The organism is Pandoraea faecigallinarum (genome assembly GCF_001029105.3).
GTDB lineage: Bacteria > Pseudomonadota > Gammaproteobacteria > Burkholderiales > Burkholderiaceae > Pandoraea > Pandoraea faecigallinarum.
This window is the reverse complement of the sequence record NZ_CP011807.3, coordinates 250,550-262,806: the sequence shown is the minus strand read 5'-3', so window position 1 is coordinate 262,806 and position 12,257 is coordinate 250,550. Positions and strand designations below refer to the sequence as shown.

The 12,257-nt window shown below is 66.0% G+C and carries 11 protein-coding genes; 6 read left to right on the top strand and 5 right to left on the bottom strand.

The genetic code is table 11. From position 1 onward, the window contains the following. The first annotated feature begins 84 nt into the window (after positions 1-84). Positions 85-1,146, top strand: a complete 1,062-nt coding sequence (locus tag AB870_RS01115) for an aromatic ring-hydroxylating dioxygenase subunit alpha (protein ID WP_047906597.1) — start codon at positions 85-87, stop codon at positions 1,144-1,146. Then, positions 1,143-2,093 carry a PDR/VanB family oxidoreductase gene (locus tag AB870_RS01110; RefSeq protein ID WP_047906596.1) on the top strand — a complete coding sequence of 317 codons (951 nt, stop codon included), beginning with the start codon at positions 1,143-1,145 and terminating at the stop codon, positions 2,091-2,093. The genes AB870_RS01115 and AB870_RS01110 overlap by 4 nt, the downstream gene beginning before the upstream one ends. A gap of 114 nt (positions 2,094-2,207) precedes the next feature. Here the strand turns inward: AB870_RS01110 and AB870_RS01105 are convergent, their stop codons facing one another. The 3 genes from AB870_RS01105 to mdlC all read right to left on the bottom strand — a co-directional run bounded on the left by AB870_RS01105 (position 2,208) and on the right by mdlC (position 6,808). Next, on the bottom strand, positions 2,208-3,572 hold the full coding sequence (locus AB870_RS01105) for an MFS transporter (protein ID WP_047906595.1): 1,365 nt from the start codon (positions 3,570-3,572) through the stop codon (positions 2,208-2,210). A 71-nt stretch (positions 3,573-3,643) separates the two neighbouring features. Beyond that, positions 3,644-5,113 (bottom strand): aldehyde dehydrogenase, encoded by a 1,470-nt coding sequence (locus tag AB870_RS01100; protein WP_047906594.1) that lies wholly within the window; start codon positions 5,111-5,113, stop codon positions 3,644-3,646. 66 nt (positions 5,114-5,179) lie between these two features. Further along, complete coding sequence (gene mdlC, locus AB870_RS01095) at positions 5,180-6,808, bottom strand: benzoylformate decarboxylase (RefSeq protein ID WP_047906593.1); 1,629 nt, start codon at positions 6,806-6,808, stop codon at positions 5,180-5,182. 284 nt (positions 6,809-7,092) lie between these two features. Between mdlC and AB870_RS01090 the strand changes: the two genes are divergently transcribed. Then, on the top strand, positions 7,093-7,998 hold the full coding sequence (locus tag AB870_RS01090) for a LysR family transcriptional regulator (RefSeq protein ID WP_047906592.1): 906 nt from the start codon (positions 7,093-7,095) through the stop codon (positions 7,996-7,998). 186 nt (positions 7,999-8,184) lie between these two features. Here AB870_RS01090 and argB read toward each other — a convergent pair whose 3' ends face one another. Next, on the bottom strand, positions 8,185-9,090 hold the full coding sequence (gene argB / locus AB870_RS01085) for an acetylglutamate kinase (RefSeq protein ID WP_047906591.1): 906 nt from the start codon (positions 9,088-9,090) through the stop codon (positions 8,185-8,187). A gap of 224 nt (positions 9,091-9,314) precedes the next feature. Between argB and AB870_RS01080 the strand changes: the two genes are divergently transcribed. Next, the gene (locus tag AB870_RS01080; protein ID WP_053059521.1) at positions 9,315-9,599 is read left to right on the top strand and encodes a cysteine-rich CWC family protein; all 285 of its coding nucleotides are present in this window, start codon (positions 9,315-9,317) and stop codon (positions 9,597-9,599) included. 40 nt (positions 9,600-9,639) lie between these two features. Here the strand turns inward: AB870_RS01080 and AB870_RS01075 are convergent, their stop codons facing one another. Then, positions 9,640-10,140 (bottom strand): copper chaperone PCu(A)C, encoded by a 501-nt coding sequence (locus tag AB870_RS01075; protein WP_047906590.1) that lies wholly within the window; start codon positions 10,138-10,140, stop codon positions 9,640-9,642. A gap of 245 nt (positions 10,141-10,385) precedes the next feature. On the opposite strand from AB870_RS01075, the gene AB870_RS01070 reads away from it, so the two are divergent. Beyond that, positions 10,386-11,663 (top strand): ATP-binding protein, encoded by a 1,278-nt coding sequence (locus AB870_RS01070; protein ID WP_047906589.1) that lies wholly within the window; start codon positions 10,386-10,388, stop codon positions 11,661-11,663. Beyond that, entirely contained in the window at positions 11,660-12,202 is a 543-nt protein-coding gene (locus tag AB870_RS01065) for a response regulator transcription factor (RefSeq protein ID WP_039394779.1), read from the top strand. Before AB870_RS01070 ends, AB870_RS01065 begins: the two co-directional genes overlap by 4 nt. Positions 12,203-12,257: the final 55 nt, after the last annotated feature.

Sequence of the window (12,257 nt, the reverse complement as noted above, 5' to 3'; positions counted from 1 at the left end):
CGTCCGGCATTCACGAAACCCCATTTTCACCGAAACAAGAGCGCGCCATACCCCTGTCGAGGTGCGCCAAGGAGACAAACGATCATGTTCCTCAAAAATACCTGGTACGTCGCCTGCACGCCGGACGAGTTCGCCGAGAAGCCGTTGGGCCGCAAGATTTGCAACGAAGCGATGGTGTTCTTCCGCGACGGCAACGGCAACGCCGCCGCGCTCGAAGACTTCTGCCCGCATCGCGGCGCCGCACTCTCGCTCGGCTTCGTGAAGGACGGCCACCTCGTGTGCGGTTACCACGGCCTGACCGTGGACGGCGGCGGCAAGTGCACGAAGATGGTCGGCCAGCGTGTGGGCGGCTTCCCGAAGACGCGCGCGTTCCCGTGCGTCGAGCGCTACGGCTTCGTCTGGGTCTGGCCGGGCGACGCCGCCCTCGCGAACCCCGACGAGATCCCGCATCTGGAATGGGCGGTCAGCGACAAGTGGGCGTACGGCGGCGGGCTGTATCACATCAAATGCGACTATCGCCTGATGATCGATAACCTCATGGACCTCACGCACGAGACCTACGTGCACGCCACCAGCATCGGTCAGGAGGAGATCGAAGAGGCGCCGCCGAAGACAATCGTCGAAGGCGACATGGTCATCACGGCACGCCACATGGAGAACATCAAGGCACCGCCGTTCTGGGCGAGCGCGCTGCGCGCGAACGGTCTGGACGATCAGGTGCCGTGCGATCGTTGGCAGATCTGCCGTTTCACGCCGCCGAGCCATGTGATGATCGAAGTGGGCGTCGCACACGCGGGGCATGGTGGTTACGACGCCCCCGCGGACAAGAAGGCCGGCAGCATCGTGGTCGACTTCATCACGCCGGAAACCGACGAATCGATCTGGTACTTCTGGGGCATGGCACGCAACTTCAAGCCGCAGGATGCCGAGCTGACCGCCGCGATCAAGCGCGGCCAGGGCGGCATTTTCGCCGAGGACCAGGAGGTGCTCGAAGCGCAGCAACGCAACCTTTCGGCATACCCGGACAAGAAGATCCTGAAACTCAATATCGACGCGGGCGGGGTGCAGTCGCGCAAGGTGCTCGACCGTCTGATCGACGCGGAGCGCGCGGGCGCGGTAACGGGCGGTGTGGAGAACGCGGCATGAAAGTCCGGCTGGCGAGCAAGCGCAATGTCGCCACCGACATCTGCGAATTCGAACTGGTGAGTGTCGACGGCAGCGCGCTGCCCGCCTTCACCGCCGGCGCCCACATCGACGTGCACGTGGCCGACGGTCTCGTCCGGCAATATTCGCTGTGCAACGCCCCGGGCGAGACGCATCGCTACTGCCTGGGCGTGCTGCGCGACCCGCAATCGCGTGGCGGCTCCGCAGGCATGCATGCGCTCGCGCTCGGCGCCGAGATCGAGATCAGCGCACCGCGCAATCACTTCCCGCTCGCGGCGCAGGCGACGCACAGCATCCTGCTCGCGGGCGGCATCGGCGTCACCCCGATCCTTTGCATGGCCGAGGCGCTGGCGGCGGGCGGCGCGTCGTTCGAAGTGCATTACTGCACGCGCGAACCGGCGCGCACCGCATTCCGTGATCGCTTCGCCCGCGAGGACATCGCCGCGAAGACACGTCTGTACTACGACAGCGAAGGCCCGCGTGCCGATCTGGACGCCATCCTCGCGCAGCCGTCCGGCGGCAGGCATCTGTACGTCTGCGGTCCGGCCGGGTTCATCGAAGCCGTGCTTGCACGTGCGAACGCCGCGCAATGGCCCGAAGGCAATGTGCATCGCGAGTACTTCGCCGCGCCCGCGCAGGCGAATGCCGAAGGCGACGGCGACAGGCCGTTTCAGGTGAAGCTGCATTCGAGCGGACGCGTGATCGACGTGAAGGCAGGCGAGACCATCGTTGCGGCATTGGCGGCACAGGGGGTCGAAGTGCAGATGTCGTGCGAACAGGGCGTGTGCGGCACCTGTCTCACACGCGTCGTGGACGGCACGCCGGATCACCGCGACGTCTACCTCACCGACGACGAGCGTGCCGCCAACGACCAGATCCTGCCCTGCTGCTCGCGCAGCAAGTCGCCCATGCTGGTGCTCGATCTCTGACCGACGTCGTGGCCGCATGAACGCCGGCGGCACCGGCAGCGGCACCCCAAGCCAACAGCCCCGCATCGCATCGCGAGCGGGGCTGTTCGTTTGCATCGACGTCCGGCGTGCCCGTTACATCGCCCGATGGCGCGTCTCGCGCACCAGCACCGTCGAGATCAGCGCCATCGCCGCGAGCACGAGGAAGTAGACGATCACCGGCCAGATCCGGCCGTGACTCCATGCCAGCAGGCTCGCGGCGATCATCGGCGCGAGCCCCCCGCCCATCACGGTGCCGATCTGCTTGCCCAGCGACACGCCCGAGAAGCGCACCCGCGTGTCGAACAACTCCGAGAAGAAGCTGCCTTCCGGACCGAACATCATCGGATGAATCACGCCCGCGCCGATCACGATGGCGAGCACGACGAACGCCGTCTCCCGGCTGCCCATCATGAGGAAGAACGGATAGATGAACAGCGCCGTGGCCGCAAGCCCCATGAGGAACATCGGCCGGCGTCCCAGCTTGTCGGAGAGCATACCGAACGCCGGAATCGTGAGCATGGCCAGAAGGTTGGCGTACAGCACGCCGTCGGCCATCACGTTGCGCGGCAGGCCGAGCGTCTTCGTGCCGTACGAGAGCGAGAAGATCGCCACCAGATAGAAGAAGCTCGTCTCGGCCAGGCAGATGAAGAAGGTGACGAGCGTCGGGCGCCAGTAATGCGTAAGCACTTCGGCCACCGGTACCTTGGCGATGTCGCGATGCTGCTCCGCCGCCTTGAAGCTCGGCGACTCCTCCACCTTCAGGCGCACGTAAGTCCCCAGCGCCACGAGCAGCAGGCTCACGAGAAACGGCAGACGCCAGCCCCACGTCAACAGGTCGTCTTCCGGCAGGCGCGTAATCAGCGCGATGGCGAGCGACGCGCCGACGATGGAAGTCGGACCCGCCGCCTGAATCAACCCGCCGAACAGGCCGCGCAGGTGCGCAGGCGCGCCTTCGACCGTCATCAGCAGGCCACCGACGGACTCGCCGCCGAGGGCGAAACCCTGAATGAAGCGCAGCGTCACGAGCATGGTCGGCGCCCACATGCCGACCATGGCGTACGTCGGTAACAGGCCGATGAGTGTGGTCGCCACGCCCATGAGGATCAGGGTGAACAACAGAATCGACTTGCGGCCGATGCGGTCGCCGAAGTGACCGAAGACGATGCCGCCGACGGGACGCGCGACGAAGCCCACGGCGAACGTCGCGAACACGGCGATCATGCCGGTCATCGCGTCGAGTTGCGGGAAGAACAGCCGGTCGAACACGATGGGCGCGAGAAAGCCGTAGACGAAAAAGTCGTACCACTCGATGGCGGTGCCGAAGCAACTGGCGGCAACGACGCGACCGAAGTTCGGTGCGCCCGCCGCCGGCGCGCCGGTCGCGTTGGATGAGGTGCCGGGTACGCCCGACGTTGCAGCACGCGCCCCCGCAGGGGCGGTTTCGAACTGTTGTGACACGATTGTCTCCTCCGGCCGTCTATTCCGGCGTCCATTCGGATCCGGCTGCGGCGGTTGGGTGGATTAGGAACTCAGAACGGGTAATGCCGCACACTGGTCTGCACCGTCACCCAGCGCAGATCGGTGAATTCGTGAACGCCGGCCTTGCCGCCGAAACGCCCCCAACCGCTCGACTTCACGCCGCCGAACGGCATCTGTGCCTCGTCGTGCACGGTGGGGCCGTTGATGTGGCAGATGCCCGACTCGATGCGTCTGGCCACGCCCATTGCCCGTGCAAGGTCGCGGCTGAACACCGCGCACGACAGGCCGTAAGCGTTGTCGTTGGCGCACGCGATGGCGGCCTCGTCGTCCCTCACGCGCACGATGCCCTTGACCGGACCGAACGACTCCTCCGTGTAGATCTTCATCGCGGGCGTGACGTGATCGAGCAGCGTCGCAGGCATCAGCGTGGTCTCGGCACGGCCGCCGCACAGCAGCGTCGCGCCTTTGGCGAGCGCGTCGTCGATCAGGGCATTGCAGCGCTCGACCGTCGACATGTCGATGACCGAACCGAGCACGACGGGCCCGTTGCGCGGATCGCCCAGGGGCAGCGCGCGTGCCTTGGCGGCGAGCTTCTCGACGAATGCATCGGCAATCGATTCGGCCACGACGATGCGCTCGGTGGACATGCAGATCTGGCCCGAGTTGGCGAAGGCGCCGAACGCCACGCCGTTCACGGCGTCGTCGAGATCGGCGTCGTCCAGCACGAGGCAGGGCGCTTTGCCGCCCAATTCCAGCACGGCCGGTTTGAGATGCTCCGCGCACAGGCCAGCGATGATCTGGCCAACGCGCGTGGAGCCGGTGAAGTTCACGCGGCGCACCGCCGGTTCGGCAATCAGCGCTGCGACGATGGCCCCGGCGTCCTCAGGGGCGTTAGTGATGAAGTTCACGACGCCTGGCGGCAGGCCGGCTTCCTCCAGTGCGTCGGCGATCAGGCCGTGCGTGGCGGGACACAACTCCGAGCCTTTGAAAACGACCGTGTTGCCGCATGCCAGCGGCAACGCCAGCGCCCGCACGCCGAGAATGACCGGGGCGTTCCACGGCGCAATGCCGAGCACGACGCCGGCGGCCTGACGCACTCCCATCGCAAGGCTGCCGGGCACGTCCGAGGGAATGACTTCACCGGCGATCTGCGTCGTCATCGCGGCGGCTTCGCGCAGGCCCTGCGCGGCCAGATGAACGTTGAAGCCGGCCCACTGGCCGGACGCGCCCGTCTCCGCAGCCATCGCGGCCTGAAACTGCCCGCCCCTGGCTTCCAGCCGGTCGGCGGCGGTCATCAACAGCGCACGACGCTCGCCCGGTCCGGTATTCGACCATGCCGGGAAGGCGTTCCATGCCGCGCGCACGGCAGCGCGCGCATCGTCGGCGCTCGCAGCGGGTGCGCGGGAGGCCACTTCGCCGTCAAGCGGATTGCGTCGTTCGAAAGTGCCGCCGCCGGTTGCGCCGACACGCTTACCCGCGATGAGCATGGTGAGGGCCCGGGGATCTTGTTGGACTGACATCGGTTTACGTCTCCTTGTTCGATGGTGCGGCTCGCAACGGCATGCACGCGCGAGGTGCGCCGGGCATCATGCCACCACGAGTTCGACGAGACGCGTCTCGCCGCTGGCAATGGCTTGCGACAAAGCGTCGCGCAACGCGCTGCCCTGCTCGATACGCTGCGCTTTCACGCCCATCCCCTGGGCCATGCGCACGAAATCCAGATCGGGCAGATCGGTGCCCTGCACCGGATCTTTAGGCCCGAACCCGAACGACGGCGCGAAATCCTGCAAGGCGGCGTAACGGCGGTTGTTCAGGATTACGAACGTTATCGGCAAACGGGCCTGCGCGGCGCTCCACAACGCCTGAATCGAATACATCGCGGAACCGTCGCCGATCAGGCCGATAACGCGGCGCCCCGGATTGGCCATCGCAACACCGACGGCCGCGGGCATCGAATAGCCCAGTCCGCCGCTGTTCATCGTGTAGAACGTGCCGGCTTGCGTGAACGGCAGGTATTGCTGCATGACCGGGCGCGCGCTCGGCGCCTCTTCCACGACGATGTCGTGCGCGTCGCGCACCTCGGCCAGCGTTTGCAGGGCGAACGCCGTCGTCATCGGCTCGCCCGGCGCGTTGGGTGCCGCCACCGGCGGCGCGGTGCGCGACGGCGGCGCATCGCGCTCGTTCGGCACCTCGCGCGCGAGCAATGCCTCGACACCGAGGCGCACATTACCGACGACCGAGGCGCCGCCCGGAGTCCATGCCGCGACACCCGGGTCCTCGACCAGTTGAAACAGCGATGCGCCTTCGGGCACGTGCGGCCCGGCGCCTTCCACGTGATACGTGAAAGCGGGCGCGCCGAGCACGAGGATCAGATCGTGTCCGCCAAGCAGGCCGACGATCTTCTCGCGCATCGGCGGCAGAAAGCCTGCGAACAGGCGATGGTCTTCCGGGAACGCACAGCGGGCGCACATCGGTGCGGTGAAGACACGCGCGTTGTGGCGCTCGGCCAGTGCGATCACCGCGTCGAAAGCGCCTGCCCGGTCGATCGAGGACCCGACGACGAACGCGGGACGCTCGCACGCGTCGAGCGCGGCCGCCAGTGAGGCGAGCGCCGCGGGATCAGCCTGCACGCGTGTGCTCACCTGACGTGGCGGCACCGGCTCGGCGGGACGATCCCAGTCGTCCACCGGAATCGACACGAAGACAGGCCCTTTCGGCTCCTGCATGGCGATGTGATACGCGCGGGCCAGGGCGAGGGGCACGTCCTCCGCGCGTGCGGGTTCGAGACTGAACTTGACGTAGGGCTGCGGCAGCTCGGTGGCGCGCACGGACGCGAGGAACGGATCGAACGGGAGGATGGAGCGCGCCTGCTGACCGGCCGTCACGATAAGCGGTGTCTGATTCTTGTATGCCGTGAAGAGGTTGCCCATGGCGTTGCCGACACCGGCAGCCGAATGCAGATTGACGAACGCCGCATTGCCGGTGGCCTGCGCGTAGCCGTCCGCCATGCCGACGACGACGGCCTCCTGCAACCCCAGCACATACGCAAAGTCCTCAGGGAAATCGCGAAACAGGGGCAACTCCGTGGAGCCGGGATTCGCGAACACCTTCGTCATGCCGTGGCGCCGCATCAGATCGATGACCACCTCACGCACGGTGAGGGCTTGGGAAGTGCCGGCGCTTCGTCCGGCACGCAGTTCTCGGCTGTCTTTCATGGGGGCGTTGTCGTTGCAATGGTCTGCGGTGTCCGCATTTATCTCTTGCCGCCGGCGGGCGAAGCGCGACTGCGTTGCGCCTGCCGTGGCCCAGCGGACGGCTGGGGCGGGCGGTGCGCCAAGGGATGAGTGCGCGATGGGGACAAGTATAGGCAGCCGATATATGCACCGGAATTGCTTTTACGTACCGAAGTCATTACGCTTTTGCATGACTTTTCGACGCGCTCCGGCCTCGGCATCATCAGTGAGTGCGGTCCCGCTCATCTTCCGTTCCGTCGTCCGCCATGAGTCTCAATCTCCAGCAACTGCGCGCCTTCACGACCATCGTCGCCACCGGCAGCCTGGGGCGTGCCGCCGCCGAACTCCATCTCACGCAGCCCGCACTGAGCCGCACGATCAAGCGTCTGGAGTCGGATCTGGGCGCGCCGTTGTTCGAGCGTCACAGCAAGGGCATGGAATTGACGGCCTTCGGTCAGGCGCTGCTGCCGCACGCGATGCTGCTGGAGCGTGAAGCCGATCACGCGCGCGAGGAAATCGACGCGCTGCGCGGTCTTGCGAAGGGCACGATCAAGGTCGGCGCCGTGGGGGCCATCGCCAGTCACGTGCTGCCGCTCGCCGTCGAGCGCGTGCTCACGCGCTGGCCGAATCTTCGGGTGGAGATCATCGAAGGCGTGTGGGACCGGCTCGCGCAAGGGTTAATGCGTCACGAGATCGATCTGGCGCTCTCGACCGTTGCACCGGACACGGACGACATCGTCGCCATCAACGACTGCCACTGGGAAGACGACAGCTATGTGGTGGCCCGGTGCGACCATCCGCTGCGCCGGCGCAAGACGATTACGCTGGCCGACACGCTCGACGAACGTTGGGCGATTCCACCGCGCGGCACGGCGCCGTATGCGCACATGCAGGGCGTGTTCGCGGCGCACGGGCTGGGGCTGCCGAACATTGTCGTGGAAACGCGTTCGGTGCCGGTACTCAAGAGCATGGTCGCGCGATGCGGCTTTCTGACGTGGATGCCCGAGCCGATGTACGACGTGGAGGCCGCCGCGCGCGTGATGGATACGCTGCCGATTGCCACCGTGCGGGCGACGCGCACGCTCACGGCCTTCCGGCGGCGTCAGGGAATTCTGCCCAGTCCCGCCGCAAAACTGCTTGACGAGTTGCGCCTGCTCACGGCGCCGGGGTGAGCGGCGCCGGTTGCCGGTTTGTCGGCATTCGTCGCCCCCAATGCAAAACGGACCCCGAAGGGTCCGCGAAGGGTCCACGAAGGGTCCGTTCTCACTCACGACGGCCTTGCCGAGCCCGGCCGCTACGAATCTGGCCGCTATTGCGGCGCGAATGTGAGCGACGTGCGCACAATGCGCACAGTGTGCTCAGTGCGAGCGGATCATCGTGCCGAACGGCTGCTCGGTCAGAATCTCCAGCAGCACCGAATGTTCGATACGGCCGTCGACGATGTGCACCGACTTCACGCCGCTCTTCGCGGCGTCGAGCGCCGACGAAATCTTGGGCAGCATGCCGCCCGAGATCGTGCCGTCGGCGAAAAGGTCGTCGATCTCGCGCGCCGACAGATCGGTCAGCAGATTGCCGTCCTTGTCCATCACGCCCGGGATGTTCGTCATCATCACCAGCTTCTCGGCGCCGAGTACCGTCGCCAGTTTGCCAGCCACGAGGTCGGCGTTGATGTTGTACGCCTGACCGTCTTCGCCCACACCGATCGGCGAGATCACCGGAATGAAGGCGTCGTCCTGAAGGGCGCGCACCACGGCCGGGTTGATCGAGTCCACTTCACCGACGAAACCGATGTCGAGGAACTGACCGGCGTTCTCGCGATCCGGCATCATCATCTTGCGGGCGTTGATGAGGCCGCCGTCCTTGCCGGTGAGGCCGACCGCCTGACCGCCGTACTGGTTGATCAGCATGACGATGTCCTGCTGGACTTCGCCGCCGAGCACCCACTCGACCACTTCCATCGTCTCTTCGTCCGTCACGCGCATGCCCTGGATGAACGTGCCCTGCTTGCCGATCTTCTTGAGTGCCTGATCGATCTGCGGGCCGCCGCCGTGTACGACCACCGGGTTGATGCCGACGAGCTTGAGCAAGATGACATCGCGCGCGAAGCCACGCTTCAATCGCTCTTCGGTCATGGCGTTGCCGCCGTATTTGATCACCACGGTCTTGCCGTGATACTTGCGGATGTACGGCATCGCCTCGGCCAGAATTTCGGCTTTGAGAGCGGGTGCGATGTCGTCGATGGAGTTCAGTTGCTGATCGGACATGGCGGGAAGGTTCGGAAGGTGAAGCAGGTGGACCAGGAAACAGGGCGAATTGTACAGCCAAGAAGCCTTGACGTGCGGGGTGTCCTCTCCCATCCCCCAAACGTGCACAGCGGAAGGCTGCCGGGGTAATGTTGCAGTTGTGCAACTCGGGACGGGAACGGGAGGCGTCTCTCACGAGACGGAAATCCGTGGGGGACGTGAATCAGGTGAAGTGAGGTGAGCTAATGCCGCGAAAACCGGCGATCAGCGATGCGCCCGGGCCGGGGCGCTGCCCGCGATGCGGGACCGAGGTGGCCTGCGGCGCGCGCGCCGGGCAATGCTGGTGTTTCGACTGGCCGCAACTGCCCGCTCAGGCACGGCTGGATGCCGAAGCCTGCCTGTGTCCGGCCTGCCTGCGCGCCGCGTTGCTCGCCGTCGGCGCGACTCCCGAGGACAGCGCCGCCGATGTGAGCGACACCGGAGCCCAGGCAGCTCCGGCGGTCAGCCCGGCCAGCGAACGCGCCAGCTGACAGTCACGCGCTCAGCCGGGCGAGCGCCGCGCCCCCGACGTCACTTGTGCGCGCCGTGCGCCATGCCCGCCATACCACTATCTGCCGGTGCGGCGGCCGTCAGGTCGCGCACGGTGGCCTGCACCTGTTGCTCGGTCGTCTTGTGATCGGCGGTTTCGAACTTCAGGGTGAGCGGCACCGTCTCGCCCTTCTTGAGCGGCGCCTTCAGATCCGTGAGCATGATGTGGTAGCTGCCCGGCTTTAGCTCCACCGGCTTGTTCGCATCGAGCGGCAAGCCGTTGGGCAGCGCGCGCATTTTCATGAGCGTGCCTTCGAGCTTCATTTCGTGGACTTCGGCATTGGCCGCCGCGGGCGTGCTCACGCTGAGCAGCGTGCTCGGCTGATGCGCTTGCAGCGTCATGTACACCGCCGAGGAGGTTTGACCGGGCACAGTACTGCGCGCCCAGGCATTCGACACATCCACTTGCGCGTTTTGGGCGAAGACAGAGGCCGATGTCATGCCGAGACTCAATGCGACCGCCACCAAAAGCTTGTGCTTCATGCAAACTCCTATTTATTGTCGACGGGCTGACTGTGGTCGCGCCGCGCCGGCTGTCTCCATGCGAGCGAGCGTCGTGCGACATTGCGCGACGCAGCGCTGCGCAAAGCGGGAACACCCATTGTAGTCGCGCGTCGCCGAATGCGCGCGCGGGTAATGCGAGACGGGGGCTTGGAGCGATGCGGCAGAGTGTCGCAGCGGCTTGCTGTGCCCGATGGCCCGGGACGCGGACTTGGTACACTTGTCGTATGACTCATTTTCCCATTGAGCGGACCAACGTCGTCCAGCTCTTCTGGTTGCGCTGTCTGGCCATCGTCGGCCAGCTGGCGACCATTGGCGTGGCCCAACTCTGGCTGGGCGTGCGCTTGCCGCTGGAGCCCATGCTCACCATCGTCGCGCTCGAAGTGCTGTTCAATGTGCTCACGTGGGTAAGGGCACGAGGCGGCGTCGCTGGCGTCGAGCGCGCCAAGCGCCGCACCGATCTCGATCTGATGAGCCAGTTGCTCGTCGATCTGGCCGCACTCACCGCGTTGTTGTTCTTCTCGGGCGGCGCGACCAATCCTTTCGTGTCTCTCTTCCTGCCGGGGCTGGCGATTGCCGCGGCCGTGCTGCCCTGGCGCAACGCGTCGCAACTGGCGCTGCTCTCGCTCGTCGCCTACGGCGCGCTGAATTTCCAGTACGTGCCGCTCGATCTTGCCGACCCGGGCAATCTGCTGCGTCTGCATCTTGCGGGGATGTGGGTGAATTTCGTGGTCAGTGTGCTGGTGATTGCGTGGTTCGTCTCGCGCATGTCGCGCGCCCTTCGCGCCCGCGACGCGCAACTTGCCCGGGCCGAGCAGCGACTGTTGCGCGACGAACGGATGGCCGCGCTCGGCGCGCAAGCGGCGAGCGTCGCGCATGAACTGGGTACCCCGCTCTCCACGATGGCCGTGGTCGTCGGCGAACTGCGCAGCGAGAGTGCCGGCAACAGCGCGTTGAAACCGTTCGAGCCGGACCTCCAGACGCTGGAGCAGCAGATCGCGCTATGCAAGAGCGCCATCGGTCATGTGCAAATGCGCGCGGCTGCTCCCGTGCGTCAGCCGCTGGCCGAATGGTTGCCCGCATTCGCCACGCAATGGCGGCTGCGTCATCCGCAGGTGCAGTTTCAGTTGAACGTGCCGCCCGGGTTGACGGCGCGCATCGAAGACACGGTTCAGGTGGGGCAGATCCTGACGATCCTGCTCGATAACGCGGCGTACTTCAGCCCGTCGTCGGTCACGCTCGACGTGGCCGTAGCCGCCGACGACGTGTGCTTCACCGTTTGCGACGAAGGCCCCGGCATGACAGCCGAGCTTCGTACCCGGCTCGGCAACTCTCCCGTCATGAGCACGCACGGTGGCCACGGCATGGGGCTGTACCTCGCTTTCGCCAGCGCTCAACGCCTTGGCGGCGACATTGCCCTTACCCCCAACACGCCGCAAGGCACGCGCGCCGAATTGCGCCTGCCGCTGGCAACCTTCTTCTTCGGTTCGCGGAGTCAGACATGAACGCCTCCCACTTTCTTCTCATCGACGATGACGTCGTGTTCGCCGAAACGCTCGCACGCGCACTGACGCGTCGCGGCTACGACGTACAGATCGCCGCCGATAGCGCCGCGGCATTGCTCGCCGCGCGCACGCGGCAGTTCGACCTGATTTCGGTCGACCTGCACCTGGGGCACGACTCGGGGCTGCCGCTCATTGCGCCGCTGCGCGCCTTGCAACCGAAAGCGCGCATGCTGGTGCTCACCGGATACGCGAGCATTGCCACCGCCGTGCAGGCCGTCAAGGACGGTGCCGACAACTATCTGGCCAAACCGGCCAATGCGGATACCATCCTCGCCTCGCTGCGCAGCGACGCCAGCGAAACGCAGGCGGACGAAGCCATCGAAAACCCGTCGCCGCTGTCGGTCGCGCGACTGGAGTGGGAGCATATTCAACGCGTGCTCGCCGAACACAACGGCAACATCTCCGCCACGGCCCGCGCGTTGAACATGCATCGCCGCACGCTGCAACGCAAGTTGCTCAAGCGTCCGGTCAAGCAGTGAGCGCGGCGACGCCGCGACAGTCGTCCAGCGGCAGCGGTTACCCCCAGCCGCTAAA